Below are 13,995 nucleotides of genomic sequence, written 5' to 3'. Positions count from 1 at the left end.
TTATCCGGGCGTGACGCAACAGGCACCGTACGGTAGGTTCATACTTGTGAGCATCTTCTAGGGCACTTTAGCGGAAGCTACTCCGCATATACGGATCACTTTCATGATAAATACAAACATCGTCGCGCCCTTGCCTTCGGATTTGTCCGATCGCGTTTTGACCGTCAACCTGACGCTCAAGGCCGACCGGGTTGTCCATGTGCGTTCGTGCGAAGTGCTGGGGCGTGGATTTCGCAACAGGATCTCCTTTCAGCATGTGGGCGAGCTGGACGAGGTCTTTGTCACGCGGCTTGCCGACGCCATCCGCAATTGCATCCGATCGGTTCCCACAGGTGCCCACGTCCTGTCACTGCCCGAATTCCTGGTCGAGGTGCCGGGTCTGGCGCTGTCGGGTGTGCACCTTCTGGTGATGGAAGCCAACGATGGTGTGCGCAATGCCATTCTGCGCTTCAAGGAGTTCATGGGCTCGATCAACAACGCCTTTCATGCCGATATCGGTTTTCAGGCGCCCTACTCCAACCACGCCGAACGGCTGGCGGCGAATGTGCTGGCCGACATCTGCCTGCCGCTTCTGAACATGTGCCGGGATCTGGAGTATGGCCAGCACGACACGCGCGACAGGCTGCCGACAGGGTTTTCCGAGCGCGCGCGGGAGTTCGAGTTTCACACGGAACTGCTCAAACGGTTCATCTATCACGCAGGCATCGGGCATGCAGCGGGAACCGAGGCGCACCTCAGCGCCGAACATCAGCCGCAGCCGCGGCAATTACCACCCGTCTGAGGTCGCTGCAGGGCTTAGGGGTTCTCCGACAAATCGTCTCAAACTGACGCGAAAAACCATGATGTAGCCACAGTTGTGCCGCGTCATGGCACACTGTGCCGGGGACACTCGGTCTTGCGTCATCGTCGGCGCGGCAGCCGAAAGGATCATCCCCATGGCACAGACCCAAACACCCCGACAACCAGCCAAACCCACACAAACCGCGAGCGGAAACGACAGCCGCAAGCCCCAGCCAGCGCCCGCACCGCGGATCACCGATTACGCGAGTATCTGAGCGCATTTGTGACGTGACACAGTCGGCATGCAGGGCTTAAGGTGCCACGCATGCCCGCGCCCGTTTCCTCTATCCGCAATCTCGGCCCCGCCTTTGAAGCCGCGTGCCTCGCCGCGGGCATCCCCACGGCGGAGGCCCTGCGCGAGCTTGGCGCGGATGCCGCCTACGCGAAACTGCTGCGCACCGGCACCAAACCGCATTTCATCGGCTACTACGTGCTGGTGATGGGTCTGCAGGATCGTCCGTGGAACGATTGCAAAGGTGCCGAGAAAACCGCCCTGCGCAAAAGGTTCGACGCCATCAAGGCCGAGGCCTTTGACGCAGACAGAGCCGGTTTTGAGCGGATGATGGATCAGATCGGGGTGCGGCCCGCCCGCTGACCCCCAACGAAAAAGGGCCTCCCCTACGGAAGGCCCGTTGTCATTCGTCGTCGGCGGCTGCCTAGCCCACCAGCTCCATGCCGGAGAAGAAATAGGCGATCTCGATTGCCGCTGTCTCCGGCGCGTCGGAGCCGTGGACGGAGTTTTCACCAACGCTCTCGGCAAATTCCGCGCGGATCGTGCCGGGCTCTGCATCGGCGGGGTTGGTGGCACCCATCACTTCGCGGTTCTTGGAGATGGCGCCTTCGCCTTCCAGCACCTGTACGACCACGGGCGCGGAGGCCATGAATTCGCACAGCTCATCGTAGAACGGGCGCTCGGCGTGCACAGCGTAGAACACACCGGCCTGCGCCTTGGTCATGTGAATGCGCTTTTGCGCGACGATGCGCAGACCTGCGTCCTCGAACTTGGCATTGATCTTGCCGGTGAGGTTGCGGCGGGTCGCATCGGGTTTGATGATCGAGAAGGTGCGCTCAAGGGCCATGGGTGTCTCCGTGAAGTTATGCGCGGGGCTGTCAACCGCCCCGGGCCTGGAATTTCGCGGGTCCCTAACACGGGCCATCCCCCTTGAAAAGCGGCGATTGACGCCTGGCCTGCGATGCGGCACACCGCGGCCATGCTACGCATTTCAGACATCAGCTATTCGGTCGAGGGCCGCCCGCTTTTTGAGGGCGCGAGCGCCGTCATCCCCGACGGCCACAAGGTCGGTCTGGTGGGACGCAACGGGGCGGGCAAGACCACGCTCTTTCGCATCATCCGCGGTGAGCTGGGCCTTGACGGCGGCCAGTTCTCGCTGCCCAGCCGCGCGCGCATTGGCGGTGTCGCTCAGGAAGTGCCGTCCTCGGCCACCTCGCTCATCGACACAGTGCTGGCCGCTGACACCGAACGGGCCGAGCTGCTGGCAGAGGCCGAAACCGCGCAGGATCCCGGCCGCATCGCCGAGGTGCAGACACGGCTCGCCGACATCGACGCCTGGTCCGCCGAAGGCCGCGCCGCCAGCATTCTCAAGGGTCTCGGTTTTGAGGATGCGGAACAACGCATGCCGTGCTCTGATTTCTCGGGCGGCTGGCGGATGCGCGTCGCCCTTGCCGCCGTGCTCTTTGCGCAACCGGATCTGCTCCTGCTTGACGAGCCCACGAACTACCTCGATCTGGAAGGCGCGCTCTGGCTGGAAGCCTACCTGGCGCGCTACCCCCATACGGTCATCATCATCAGCCACGACCGCGGGCTGCTGAACCGTGCGGTGGGCGCGATCCTGCATCTCGAAGACCGCAAGCTGACGCTCTACCAGGGGCCCTATGATCAATTCGCCCGCCAACGCGCCGAGCAACGCGCGCTGCAGGCCGCCATGGCCAAGAAGCAGCAGGCCCGACGCGATCACATGCAGGCCTTCGTGGACCGCTTCAAGGCCAAGGCCTCCAAGGCCAAACAGGCCCAATCGCGTCTGAAGATGATCGAAAAGATGGACATGATCGCCAGCCCCGAACAGGTGGCGCGGCGCGTCTTTACCTTCCCCGAACCCGAGGAACTCTCGCCGCCCATCATCTCCATCGAGGGGGGGTCTGTGGGCTATACCGACGATCCCGTGCTCAGCCGCCTCAACCTGCGCATTGATCAGGACGACCGGATCGCCCTTCTGGGCAAGAACGGACAGGGCAAATCGACCCTGTCAAAGCTGCTCAGCAACCGTCTGACCCTGATGAGCGGCAAATCGGTCCAGTCCAACAAGCTGCGCATCGGCTTTTTCGCCCAGCATCAGGTGGACGAGCTGCACATCAACGAGACCCCGCTGCAACACATGATCTCGGCCCGCCCCGGGGTGCTCCATTCCAAACTGCGCGCGCAGCTGGCAGGCTTCGGCCTCGGTCCCGATCAAGCGGAAACCAAAGTAGGCAGGCTCTCGGGCGGGCAAAAGGCGCGGCTGTCGCTGCTGCTGGCCACGCTCGACGCGCCGCATCTGCTGATCCTCGACGAGCCCACCAACCACCTCGACATCGAGAGCCGTGAGGCGCTGGTCGAAGCGCTGACCGCCTACTCGGGTGCCGTGATCCTCGTCAGCCACGACATGCACCTGCTGTCGATGGTCGCGGATCGGCTCTGGCTGGTCTCGGACGGCACGGTGAAACCCTACGAGGATGATCTGGAAGCCTACCGCCAGATGCTGCTGAGCCCGGCCAAACCCGCGGGAAAAAACAGCAAGAAACCCGCCACAGTCTCCAAACCCAAACGCGCAAGCCGAGACCAGATCCTCGCGCTGAAATCGGAGGCCCGCAAATCCGAGGCCCGCGTCGAAAAGCTCAACGACATGCGCGACAAACTGGCCAAGAAACTGGCGGACCCGGCCCTCTACGAAGACACGAAAACCGGCGAACTCGAAGTCTGGAACCGCAAATATGCCGAAGTGATGGCGGCGCTGGACCGCGCAGAAGCGCTCTGGATGAGCTCTCTGGAAAAGCTCGAAGAAGCACAGCCGGGATGATCTTTCACTTTGCCAGAAAAACTCTGGGGTTTGGGGCAAAGCCCCAAGAAAAACCATGATGGATACCGCCTTCTTCATCACGGCCTTCGTCACCATGTTCGTGGTGATCGACCCCATCGGGCTTGCCCCGCTCTTCGTGGCGCTCACCCAAGGCATGACCGATGCGGCACGTCGGCGGATCGCGATCCGCGCCACCGGCATAGGCGTGGCGATCCTGCTCGCCTTTGCGGGTTTTGGTGAGGCGCTGCTGGCCTTCATCGGCATCTCCATGCCCGCCTTCCGGGTCGCGGGCGGCATCTTGCTGTTTCTCACGGCACTCGACATGCTCTTTGAGCGGCGCACCCGGCGGCGCGAGGACCAGAGCGAGGAAGAGCATAACGACCCGTCGGTCTTCCCGCTGGCCATCCCGCTGATCGCGGGGCCTGGCGCCATCGCCTCCGTGATCCTGCTGATGGGCCAGCGGCCCGACTGGGAAGGGACGGCGCATGTGCTGGGCGCCACAGGCATTGTCATGCTGATCGTGCTGGGGTTTTTCCTGGCCAGCGGCGTGATCGAACGCGCCCTTGGCAAGACCGGCGTCACCGTGGTCACCCGACTTCTGGGGATGCTGCTGGCCGCGCTGTCGGTGCAATTCGTGCTCGACGGGCTCAGCGCCTTCGGGTTCGGGCCGGGTCCGGGCTGACAATTCACCGCAGCCACCCTATGTATAGAGCATGACCTTCAAGGGATGCATATGAGCAGCGGTGACACCGGCAGTCTGATCTACCTGATCCTTCTCGGCGTGATGGTCGGGGGCTGGTTCTTCATGCAAAACCGGATGTCCACCAACAAGCTGCTGCAGCAGGCCGCGGTCTGGGGGCTGATCTTTGTGGGTGTCGTCGCCGCCTACGGGCTCTGGGGCGACATCAGCCAGTCGGTCCGGCCGCAACAGGCCGTCTTCGCCGACGAAGGCCGCATCGTCGTGCCGCGCAGCCCCGATGGCCACTACCATCTGACGGCAGAGGTCAACGGCACGCCCGTGCGCTTTATCGTGGATACCGGAGCGACGATGCCCGTGCTGACCAAGGCCGATGCCGCACGCGCGGGGCTCGACCCCGACAGCCTCGACTATGTGGGCCGTGCCATGACAGCCAACGGTGCCGTCGCCACTGCGCCGGTGCGGCTCGACAGCATCACCGTCGGTCCGGCCAGCGACACGGATATTCCGGCTGTCGTCAATGGCGGTGACATGGAGCAGAGCCTCTTGGGCATGAGCTACCTCCAGCACTGGGGCAGGATCGAGATCGCGGGCGGGGCCTTGACCCTCACCCGCTGACCGGCAGCGCAGCAATCCTCGCCCAGGTCAACGGCGACTGCGCTGTTGGCAGTGGGGGCCATAGAGCACCAGTGTTACAGTCCAGTCAGATGCAACCGCCCACCCAGACCCCCAATCAGGTCTCCGCCTTCATCTCCCAGCGGCCACTTTCCTCGGACCAGTACTGCGCGCTCACACCTGCGTCTTTGAGCGCCTTCCACTGTCCGCGTGCCCGGCTCAGTGCAGCCTCGTCATTGCCGTCAAACAGCACACAAACGCGGTCCAGCGCCGCGACCTCCGCCGCATCGACCTCTGCCCCGTCCACACTCATGAGGCAGCGCGCACCGTTGGGTATCCCGGCATCCGTGGTCAGCAAGACCGGTTGCGCCGCATCGTATTCGCCCCCGGCCAGACCATGCGGCAGAAACCCCTCCTCCGGTCCCAGCCACAGCCGTTCGTCCAGCCGCCCCAGATTGCCCAGGTCGGCTCCGCGCACCACGACCCGCATGTCCCCCGCCAGCGCCTTGCCCAGCAACATCGCCAGCGTCTCTTCCAGAGGGCGCCGGGTCAGATGGTAGAACATCGCACGGCCCACGGGGCTCAGCCTGTCTCGAACATGTCCGCCACCAGCCGGTTGAGCGCGCGAACGCCCCAACCTGTCGCGCCCTTGGGCGCCAGCTTGCTGGCTGATTTCAGCGAGGCGACGCCCGCAATATCCAGATGGATCCAGGGCGTGCCATCCTTGACGAAACGCTGCAGGAACTGCGCCGCGGTGATCGAGCCACCGGGCCGCCCGCCGATGTTCTTCATATCCGCAATGGGGCTTTTGAGCATATCGTCATAGGCCTTGCCGAGCGGCATCCGCCAGGCGCCCTCACTCTCGGCCTTGGCCGCCTTCAGGAACGCATCACAGAGCGCGTCATCATTGGAAAAGACACCGGCATTCTCATGGCCCAGCCCGATGATGATCGCACCGGTCAGCGTCGCCAGATCAATCATCCCCGCGGGCTCAAACCGCTCTTGCGTGTACCACATGACATCACAGAGCACGAGCCGCCCCTCGGCATCCGTATTCAGGATCTCGACCGTGTCGCCCTTCATGGAGCGGACGACATCCCCGGGGCGGATCGCCGTACCGGAGGGCATGTTCTCCACCAGACCCACCAGACCCACCACATTGGCTTTGGCCTTGCGCAGGGCCAGTGCGCGCATCACGCCCGCAACGGTGCCGGCGCCGCCCATATCCATGGTCATGTCTTCCATGCCAGCGGCCGGTTTCAGACTGATGCCACCGGTGTCAAAGACGACCCCCTTGCCGATCAAGGCCAGCGGGGCTGCGTCCTTTTCACCGCCCTTCCACTGCATGACCACCACCTTGGAGGGGCTGGCCGATCCCTGCCCCACCGCCAGAAGCGTCCGCATGCCCAGCTCTTCCAGCTGCGCCTCTTCCAACACCTCGACCTTGAGGCCGAGTTCTTTCATCTCCGCCAGACGGTCGGCAAACTCGGTCGTGGTCAGAATGTTCGCTGGCTCATTGACCAGATCGCGGGTCATGAAGGTGCCGTCAGCCACCGCCAGCAAGGGTGCCGCCGCCGCTTCCAGCTCGGAGGGGTCCTTGCACATCACCTCGATGGTTCCCGCGGGTGCCGCGCCGGAGGTCTTGTGATCCCGGAACGCATAGTCGCGCAACACAGCACCCTGCACCAGATGCGCGGCCCCGCGCAGGGTGCCCACGGCCACCAGCAGATCCGACTTGCCGCGGGACTTGCCCAGCAGCGCGCCCGCCTCGCGGGCGGCGGTCTCATCGGCACTGCGACCCAGACACAAGACATCGACCGCCTCCGCGTCCATCCCCGCCGGATAGGCCAGCGTCAGGATGTCGCCCGCCTGCCAGCTGTCCTCCATCCGCGCCTCAACCGCCCGTTTCAACGCCCCCTTGCTCAGCCGGTTGACGCGCCGCGCCGCCGTATCCATGCGGCCCTCCGCATCGACGATCAGCGCAATGCGGCCCCGATGGGCGGCAAACCGCTCGATATCGGTTTCGGAAAAGCGAACGGCGGTGGGCGTTGTCATGGGGAAACCTTTCTTTTGCGAGCTCTCCACCGGAACTATCGCGCCCGGCGCGCAAAGACCAGATAGCAGTTTTACCGCCGCGTTCTTTGGTCTATCGTCGCCAAAACGAAACAGGCGCAGACCCGAGGAGACCGACGTGAGCAAGCTCGACAGATATGTGCTGTCGCAACTGCTTATGCTCTTTGGTTTTTTCTCGCTCGTGCTGGTGGCGATCTTCTGGATCAACCGGGCCGTAGTGTTGTTTGACCGGCTGATCAGCGACGGACAATCGGCGCTGGTGTTTCTGGAGTTTACCGCTCTTGGCCTGCCGCGGCTGATCACCACGATCCTGCCCATGGCGGCCTTTGCTGCAGCCGTCTACGTGACCAACCGCCTCAATAACGAAAGCGAGCTGACGGTGATGCAGGCCACGGGGTCGAGCCCGTTCCGCATGGCCCGTCCGGTGCTGGCCTTTGGCGGTGTGGTCTTTGTCATGGCGTCGATCCTGCACCATGTCCTGCTGCCCATGGCCTCGGATCAGCTGAGCGCGCGCGAAGCGGAGATCGCGCAGAACGCCACCTCGCGGCTGCTGACCGAAGGGGCGTTTCTGCACCCGTCAGAAGGCGTCACCTTCTACGCGCGCGAGATCACCGAAGAAGGCGTGCTGGTGGATGTCTTCCTGTCAGACCGTCGAGGCCTCGAAGAAGAGGTGATATATACCGCTGACACTGCCTATCTGCTGCGCAATCAGGATGTCACGACGCTGATCATGCTCGACGGCATTGCCCAGCGGCTGACGCTTGATACCAACCGGCTCGCCACGGCAGAGTTTCGTGACTTCTCCTTTGATATCAGCTCCTTGGTCCGCACCGATGGGGCGAGCAGCCTGCGCGCCCGCAACATGACGACCTTCGCGCTCTGGGCGCCCTACCCGCAGCTGACCGCCCTGACGGGCCAGCGGGCGGGCGATCTGGCAGAGGAAATCCATGCCCGCTTTGCCGAGCCGCTCTTTTGTGCCGTCGTGGCACTCATCGGCTTTGCCACGCTGTTGCTGGGCGGGTATTCGCGCTTTGGCGTCTGGCGCGAGATCGTGATCGCCTTTGGCTTGCTGCTGTTGATGGACGGGGTGGGATCGACATTCCAGAAACCGGTGCGCGCCAACCCTGAGCTCTGGCCGATGCTGTATCTGCCGACACTGACGGGCGCGTTGCTGGCGGTATTGATGCTGTGGTGGATGGCACGACCGAAATCGCGCCGCACCGCCCGGCGCAAAGAGGTCCAGCCCGCATGATCCTGCACGTCTACTTTGCCCGCCGTTTCGTGATCAGCTTTGGTCTGCTGACGCTGGTGCTGTTCTCTTTGGTGGCCCTGGTTGATCTGGTCGATACCACCCGATCTTTTGGCGTCCGCGGTGTCAGCTTTGGTGGGATCATCGAACTCACGCTGCTGAAAGCACCCCAGACGATCAACGAGATTCTGCCGTTGATCATGATCCTGGCGACCATCGCGCTCTTTATCGGGCTGGCGCGCAGCTCAGAACTGGTGGCCACGCGCGCCGCGGGCCGTTCGGCACTCCGGGCGCTGGCGGCCCCGGTCTTCGTGGCCTTTGCCGTGGGGCTGCTGGCGGTCACGACCCTGAACCCTATCGTCGCCGCGACAACCCAACGCTACAATATACTCTCGGATGGCTACCGGGCGGGTGAAGCCTCCGCGCTGTCGATTTCCGACGAAGGCCTGTGGCTGCGGCAGGGGGGCGAACAGGGCCAGACCGTGATTCAGGCCTGGCGATCAAACGCGGATGCCTCGGTGCTCTACGATGTGACGTTTCTGTCCTACGCCCCTGAGGGTGGGCCCAACCGGCGCATCGCGGCGGAAAGTGCTGCATTGGAAGCGGGCGGCTGGCGGTTGCGCGGCGTGAAACTCTGGCCGATTGTCCCGGGCGGCAACGCCGAAGCCAGTTCCGAGCAGCTGGACGAGCTGTTGCTGCCCACCACCCTGACACTGGACCGCATCCGCGAGACCTTTGCTCGCCCCGGTACGATCTCGATCTGGAAGCTGCCGGAGTTCATCGAACAGCTGGATCAGGCAGGGTTTTCGTCGCGTCAGCACCGTGTCTGGTTTCAGGCCGAGCTCGCACGACCCCTGTTCCTGATGGCCATGGTTCTTGTTGCGAGCGCCTTTACCATGCGGCATACCCGTTTCGGGGGCACAGGCATTTCGGTGCTTGCGGCGGTACTTCTGGGGTTCGGCTTGTACTTTATTCGCAGCTTTGCGCAGATCTTGGGAGAGAACGGGCAGATCCCGATCTATCTCGCGGCGTGGGCGCCGCCGGTCGCCTCGGTGCTGCTGGCGCTCGGGCTTCTGTTGCACGCAGAGGATGGCTGACCGTTGAGACTTCTCCATCTTATTGCGCTGCTGCTGATGCTCTGGCCCGTGGCCCTACTGGCCCAGCCAGCTCCAACCGAGGAAGACGCGCCCGCGGTACTGATCGCGGATGAGGTCTTTATCACCGGCGACAGCGAACTGATCGCGCGCGGCAATGTGGAGGCCTTTCAGGGACCCGTGCGGCTGACCGCGCCGGAGATCCGCTACAACCGCGAGACCGGCGCGCTGATCGTGACCGGCCCGATCACGCTTGAGGACGGCGACGGCGTCACGGTCGTGGCGTCCGCGGCAGAGCTTGATGCAAATCTGCGCACCGGACTTCTGCGCAGCGCGCGCATGGTGCTCGATCAACAATTGCAGCTGGCAGCCGTCCAGATGCAGCGTGTGAACGATCGCTACAGCCAGCTTTACAAAACCGCCGTGACCTCCTGCCGGATCTGCGAGGACGGCCGCGCGCCACTGTGGCAAATCCGGGCCAAGCGCGTGGTCCATGACAAACAGGAACGGCAGCTTTACTTCGACAGCGCGCAGCTTCTGATCCTTGATGTTCCCGTTTTTTACCTGCCCCGCCTGCGCCTGCCCGATCCCACGCTTGAGCGTGCGACAGGCTTCCTGCGCCCCGAGATCCGCAGCACTTCGCAACTGGGCACCGGCATCATCGTGCCGTACTTCATCAACATCGCGCCCGACCGTGACCTCACGCTGACACCCTATCTGTCCGGCGCCACCCGCACCCTGCAGTTCCGCTACCGTCAGGCGTTTCGCAAGGGCCGGATCACCGTCACGGGTGCTGTCAGCCGCGATGACATCCGCCCCGGTGAAACCCGCGCCTATCTCTTCGCCAACGGCAGCTTCACCCTGCCCCGCGACTTCCAGCTGACCTTTGACATCGAAGCCTCCAGCGATGACGCCTACCTGCGGAACTACGATTTCTCCGACAAGGACCGGCTCGACAGCGCTATTTTCATCAGCCGCGCGCGGCGCGATCAGTACATTCAGGGCGGGCTGACAGTCTTCTCCTCGCTGCGTGACGAGGATGTGAATGACGAGCTTCCCAGCGTCGTGGCCGACGCCATCTATGACCAGCGCTTTTTTCCGGATCTCATCGGCGGGGAGCTGCGGTTCGAGACCCGGGCCCAGACAGATTTCCGCGAATCGGATCTGGATCAGGTCGGTCGTGACGTGGCCCGCATCGGGCTGGAGGCGGACTGGCTGCGCAGCTGGATCCTGCCTGTGGGGCTGAGAGCGGATGTCCAGCTTGGTGCTGCGGCGGATTTATTCCGCAACGATCAGGATAGCACCCTTGAGCGGACGACCTCCCAGCTGACACCGCGCGGCGCCCTCACCCTGCGCTACCCGCTGGCCCGGACCGGTGCTGGCGGGGTCACACAATCGCTCGAACCGGTCGCACAGCTGGGATGGGTCGGCGGAGACAGGCTCGACGTGCCCAATGAGCAAAGCACAAGGGTGGAATTCGACGGGGGCAACCTGCTCTCACTGTCCCGGTTTCCCGGATTTGACCGGCGCGAACGCGGCCGTGCGCTGGCGTTCGGGGTCAACTGGGCGCGCTTTGATCCCAACGGCTTTGATGCCGCGCTCACGCTGGGTCAGGTCATCCGCGAGGATGCGGACGAGGACTTTACGCTGACCTCCGGGCTTGGCGGGACGCGCTCGGATTTTCTGGTGGCGGGCCAGCTGGCCGCGGAGGACGACTGGATCCTGACCGCGCGCTCCCTGGTTGGTGACGGGTTCGAGGTCAACAAGGCCGAAGTGCGCGGCGACTACACAGGCGACCGCCTGCGTCTTGGCGGCAGCTACGTCTGGCTTGACGATGATCCCGGCGAGGACCGCGACGACAACATCGCCGAGCTGATGCTGGACGGAGGCTACCGGATCAACCGCTACTGGACTGCAACCGCCGACTGGCGCTACGATATTGCGGTCAAACAGGCCTCCGAGGTGGCACTGGGGTTCTCCTACCAGAACGAATGCGTCTCCGTGGGGTTCTCGGTCGAACGGGAGTATGCCACCTCCACCAGCCTTGAACCCGACACGACTTTCGGCTTTACCATCCAGTTAAAAGGGTTCTCGGCCCGCAAGGGCACCGAGACCTACACAAGAACATGCGGGTAGGACGACAGATGATGGCACTGAGCAGCATGAGAACCGCAATCGCCTTCACAACGGCACTGATCCTCGGCGGCCCGGTGGTGGCACAGGGTCTTTTTGATCCGGTGGTGCTGGTCAACGACGATGCGGTCACCCAGTTCGAGGTCGAGCAGCGGATCACCTTTCTGCGGCTTCTCAACTCCGCCGGGGCCGGTCGCGCGGATGTGATCGACACGCTGGTGGACGAGCGGTTGCAATCCCAGGCCATCGAGGCCGTGGGGCTGGAGTTGACCGAAGAGGACATCGACGCCGGCGTGGCTGAGTTTGCTGGCCGCACCGAGCTGTCGCCGGAGGCCTTTGTTCAGGCGCTGGAGCAGGGCGGCGTTGCCGAAGAGAGCTTTCGCGCCTTTGTGGAGATCGGCGTTGGCTGGCGGCAGCTGATCCGCGGACGCTTCGGCGGCCGTGTCCAGATCACCGAGGCAGAGATCGACCGCGCGCTCGGTTCGGCCGGTGGCGCGTCCGGCATCCGCGTTCTGGTGTCGGAGATCATCATTCCCGCGCCGCCCGAGCGCCGCGCCGACGTGGAGGCGCTGGCGCAGGAAATCGCCGAGACCACCTCCTTTGACGTCTTCTCCGACTACGCCCGTGAATTCTCCGCGACCGCGTCGCGGGACGCTGGCGGGCGGCTGCCATGGCAGGAGATCAACCGCTTGCCCGCATCGCTACGGCCGCTGCTGCTGAGCCTCGCACCGGGCGAGGTGACCGATCCGCTGCCCATCCCCAACGCCATCGCACTGTTCCAGCTGCGCGACATCGAGGAAACGGGGGCGACCGCGCAGGAATTCGCCGCCATCGACTACGCCGCCTACTACATCCCCGGTGGCCGGTCCGAGAGCGCATTGTCCCAGGCCGCCAAAGTGCGCGCCGATATCGACGTATGCGATGATCTCTACGGGATCGCACAGGGCCAGCCCGAAGAAGTGCTGGAGCGCAGCACCCTGCCCCCCGCCGAGATCCCGCAGGATTTTGCCATCGAGCTCAGCAAGCTGGACCCGGGCGAGGCCTCCACGGCGCTGACCCGCAACAACGGGCAGACCCTGGTGTTCCTGATGATGTGCGGCCGGACGGCTGCCGTGAACGAAGATGTGGCGCGTGAAGACGTGGCCGCTGCGCTGCGCTCCGCGCGTATCACCGCCTATGCGGACGGCTTTCTCGACCAGCTGCGCGCGGACGCCCGTATCATCACCCCATGACACCGTCGTCGTCGCCCGTGGTGATCAGCTGCGGGGAGCCTGCGGGCATCGGCCCGGAGGTGGCAGCAGGAGCATGGGAAGCGCTGCGGGGCAGTATCCCGATGATCTGGATGGGCGATCCACGCCACCTGCCCGGCAACATCCCGGTCGAGGTGATTGCCAACGCGGGCAAGGCGGCAGCCGTCTGCACGCGCGCGCTGCCGGTGCTGGCCCATGATTTCCCCGGCCCCCGCGTGCCGGGTGTGCCGGATCCGCGCCACGCGCAGGGAGTCATTGACGTGATCGCCGCCGGGGTGGATCTGGTGCGCAGCGGCGCGGCCTCCGCGCTGTGCACCGCGCCCATCCATAAAAAGGCGCTCATCGACGGGGCGGGTTTCGCCTACCCCGGCCATACCGAGTATCTGGAGGCACTGGCGGGCACCGGCGCGCGCGCGGTGATGATGCTGGCCTCCGATCAGCTGCGCGTGGTGCCCGCGACCATCCATATCCCACTGCAGGAGGTCGCCAAGGCACTGACCCCCGATCTGCTACGCACCACGATCGAGATCACCCATGCGGATCTGCGCGACCGTTTCGCCATCGCCGCGCCCCGGCTGGCCATCGCCGGGCTCAACCCCCATGCGGGCGAGGGCGGCGCGATGGGCCAGCAGGAAGGCAGCTGGATCGCCCCTTTGCTGATGGAGATGCGGCAGGAAGGGTATGACCTGACCGGCCCTCTGCCCGCGGATACGATGTTCCACGCAGCCGCCCGCTGCCAGTATGACGCGGCCATCGCCATGTACCACGATCAGGCGCTGATCCCCATCAAGACGCTGGATTTCGACCGCGGCGTGAACGTCACGCTGGGCCTGCCTTTCGTGCGCACCTCGCCCGATCACGGCACCGCCTTTGACATCGCCGGGACGGGGTCCGCCAATCCCACCAGCATGATCGAGGCGATCAAGCTGGCCGCCCGGCTGGCCGCACGCTGATGCCCCGGCCCGCCCCC

At 64.4% G+C, this 13,995-nt stretch carries 13 protein-coding genes; 10 read left to right on the top strand and 3 right to left on the bottom strand.

Going from position 1 to position 13,995, the window contains the following annotated elements; translation table 11 throughout:
- The first annotated feature begins 103 nt into the window (after positions 1 to 103).
- Positions 104 to 781: a hypothetical protein gene (locus Q1A53_RS09720; RefSeq protein ID WP_299965678.1), complete on the top strand. Its 678-nt coding sequence runs from the start codon at positions 104 to 106 to the stop codon at positions 779 to 781.
- 324 nt (positions 782 to 1,105) lie between these two features.
- Entirely contained in the window at positions 1,106 to 1,435 is a 330-nt protein-coding gene (locus Q1A53_RS09715; RefSeq protein ID WP_299965676.1) for a TfoX/Sxy family protein, read from the top strand.
- Positions 1,436 to 1,496: 61 nt separating this feature from the next.
- Here the strand turns inward: Q1A53_RS09715 and ndk are convergent, their stop codons facing one another.
- Complete coding sequence (ndk, locus tag Q1A53_RS09710) at positions 1,497 to 1,919, bottom strand: nucleoside-diphosphate kinase (RefSeq protein WP_299965674.1); 423 nt, start codon at positions 1,917 to 1,919, stop codon at positions 1,497 to 1,499.
- Between the two features lie 132 nt (positions 1,920 to 2,051).
- Here ndk and Q1A53_RS09705 point away from each other — a divergent pair, with 132 nt between their 5' ends.
- Genes Q1A53_RS09705 through Q1A53_RS09695 form a run of 3 tightly spaced genes read left to right on the top strand, consistent with a single transcriptional unit; the run spans position 2,052 to position 5,229 of the window.
- Positions 2,052 to 3,914 carry an ABC-F family ATP-binding cassette domain-containing protein gene (locus tag Q1A53_RS09705; protein ID WP_299965672.1) on the top strand — a complete coding sequence of 621 codons (1,863 nt, stop codon included), beginning with the start codon at positions 2,052 to 2,054 and terminating at the stop codon, positions 3,912 to 3,914.
- 55 nt (positions 3,915 to 3,969) lie between these two features.
- Positions 3,970 to 4,596, top strand: coding sequence for a MarC family protein (locus tag Q1A53_RS09700; protein WP_299965671.1), 627 nt, complete (start codon positions 3,970 to 3,972; stop codon positions 4,594 to 4,596).
- 51 nt (positions 4,597 to 4,647) lie between these two features.
- A complete protein-coding gene (locus Q1A53_RS09695) occupies positions 4,648 to 5,229 on the top strand; it encodes a TIGR02281 family clan AA aspartic protease (protein WP_299965670.1) in 582 nt (193 codons plus the stop codon).
- Positions 5,230 to 5,344: 115 nt separating this feature from the next.
- On the opposite strand, the gene Q1A53_RS09690 is transcribed toward Q1A53_RS09695, so the two are convergent.
- Entirely contained in the window at positions 5,345 to 5,803 is a 459-nt protein-coding gene (locus Q1A53_RS09690) for a DNA polymerase III subunit chi (RefSeq protein ID WP_299965669.1), read from the bottom strand.
- Positions 5,804 to 5,808: 5 nt separating this feature from the next.
- Complete coding sequence (locus tag Q1A53_RS09685; protein ID WP_299965667.1) at positions 5,809 to 7,281, bottom strand: leucyl aminopeptidase; 1,473 nt, start codon at positions 7,279 to 7,281, stop codon at positions 5,809 to 5,811.
- Positions 7,282 to 7,417: 136 nt separating this feature from the next.
- On the opposite strand from Q1A53_RS09685, the gene lptF reads away from it, so the two are divergent.
- From lptF to pdxA, 5 genes are read left to right on the top strand one after another with little or no spacing between them, the layout of a single operon-like run.
- The gene (lptF, locus tag Q1A53_RS09680) at positions 7,418 to 8,551 is read left to right on the top strand and encodes an LPS export ABC transporter permease LptF (RefSeq protein WP_299965665.1); all 1,134 of its coding nucleotides are present in this window, start codon (positions 7,418 to 7,420) and stop codon (positions 8,549 to 8,551) included.
- A complete protein-coding gene (gene lptG / locus Q1A53_RS09675; protein ID WP_299965661.1) occupies positions 8,548 to 9,645 on the top strand; it encodes an LPS export ABC transporter permease LptG in 1,098 nt (365 codons plus the stop codon). Before lptF ends, lptG begins: the two co-directional genes overlap by 4 nt.
- Positions 9,646 to 9,648: 3 nt before the next feature.
- Positions 9,649 to 11,778 (top strand): LPS assembly protein LptD, encoded by a 2,130-nt coding sequence (lptD, locus tag Q1A53_RS09670; RefSeq protein WP_299965658.1) that lies wholly within the window; start codon positions 9,649 to 9,651, stop codon positions 11,776 to 11,778.
- Positions 11,779 to 11,804: 26 nt separating this feature from the next.
- Positions 11,805 to 13,007, top strand: a complete 1,203-nt coding sequence (locus Q1A53_RS09665) for a peptidylprolyl isomerase (RefSeq protein WP_299965655.1) — start codon at positions 11,805 to 11,807, stop codon at positions 13,005 to 13,007.
- Positions 13,004 to 13,978, top strand: coding sequence for a 4-hydroxythreonine-4-phosphate dehydrogenase PdxA (pdxA, locus tag Q1A53_RS09660; protein ID WP_299965653.1), 975 nt, complete (start codon positions 13,004 to 13,006; stop codon positions 13,976 to 13,978). The genes Q1A53_RS09665 and pdxA overlap by 4 nt, the downstream gene beginning before the upstream one ends.
- Positions 13,979 to 13,995: the final 17 nt, after the last annotated feature.

Origin of the sequence: uncultured Roseobacter sp. (assembly GCF_947496515.1) — a bacterium.
In the GTDB taxonomy this organism is placed as follows: Bacteria; Pseudomonadota; Alphaproteobacteria; order Rhodobacterales; family Rhodobacteraceae; genus Roseobacter.
This window is presented reverse-complemented; position numbering and strand designations above follow the sequence as displayed.

Excerpts from the sequence above, each read along its gene's own strand:
- ndk (WP_299965674.1), bottom strand. The coding sequence starts at position 1,919 with ATGGCCCTTGAGCGCACCTTCTCGATCATCAAACCCGATGCGACCCGC.
- lptG (WP_299965661.1), top strand. The coding sequence starts at position 8,548 with ATGATCCTGCACGTCTACTTTGCCCGCCGTTTCGTGATCAGCTTTGGT.
- Q1A53_RS09715 (WP_299965676.1), top strand. The coding sequence starts at position 1,106 with ATGCCCGCGCCCGTTTCCTCTATCCGCAATCTCGGCCCCGCCTTTGAA.
- Q1A53_RS09700 (WP_299965671.1), top strand. The coding sequence starts at position 3,970 with ATGATGGATACCGCCTTCTTCATCACGGCCTTCGTCACCATGTTCGTG.
- Q1A53_RS09705 (WP_299965672.1), top strand. The coding sequence starts at position 2,052 with ATGCTACGCATTTCAGACATCAGCTATTCGGTCGAGGGCCGCCCGCTT.
- Q1A53_RS09695 (WP_299965670.1), top strand. The coding sequence starts at position 4,648 with ATGAGCAGCGGTGACACCGGCAGTCTGATCTACCTGATCCTTCTCGGC.
- Q1A53_RS09685 (WP_299965667.1), bottom strand. The coding sequence starts at position 7,281 with ATGACAACGCCCACCGCCGTTCGCTTTTCCGAAACCGATATCGAGCGG.
- Q1A53_RS09665 (WP_299965655.1), top strand. The coding sequence starts at position 11,805 with ATGAGAACCGCAATCGCCTTCACAACGGCACTGATCCTCGGCGGCCCG.
- Q1A53_RS09720 (WP_299965678.1), top strand. The coding sequence starts at position 104 with ATGATAAATACAAACATCGTCGCGCCCTTGCCTTCGGATTTGTCCGAT.
- pdxA (WP_299965653.1), top strand. The coding sequence starts at position 13,004 with ATGACACCGTCGTCGTCGCCCGTGGTGATCAGCTGCGGGGAGCCTGCG.